The 432-nt window shown below is 31.5% G+C and carries 1 pseudogene; it reads left to right on the top strand.

Annotated elements, in window-relative coordinates:
• Window positions 1–36: 36 nt before the first annotated feature.
• Window positions 37–432, top strand: a pseudogene (locus LQ686_RS13945) (transposase); the annotation flags it as partial.

Raw genomic sequence — 432 nt, 5'->3', positions numbered from 1 at the left:
AGTATTGTTAAAATTAAGAAAGTAGGTGGTCTTTTTATGAGAAGAGAGCGTAGAGAATACAGTAATGAATTCAAACAGCAAATGGTTGATTTATACCTTAATGAAAAACCAAGATCTGAAATTATTAGAGAATATGATTTAACCCCATCTGCATTAGATCGATGGATTAATCAGGCAAAAACCTCTGGTTCTTTTGAGCACAAAGATAATCTTACAAAAGAACAAAAGAAAATGATGGAACTAGAAAAAGAAAATAAACAGCTAAAAATGGAAAACGATATTTTAAAGCAAGCCGCGCTGATAATCGGACGAAAATAGATGTGATAAATGAGAATACTCACAAATATTCAGTATCAGCAATGTGCAAAGTCCTACAAATGCCAAGAAGTACCTACTATTACCACCAAAATAACCAACATAAAGTTAATAAAG

This window comes from Mammaliicoccus sp. J-M41 (genome assembly GCF_022385935.1).
Taxonomy (GTDB): Bacteria; Bacillota; Bacilli; order Staphylococcales; family Staphylococcaceae; genus Mammaliicoccus; species Mammaliicoccus sciuri_A.
The sequence above is the reverse complement of the archived record's forward strand: the minus strand, read 5'-3'. Positions and strand labels throughout refer to the sequence as shown.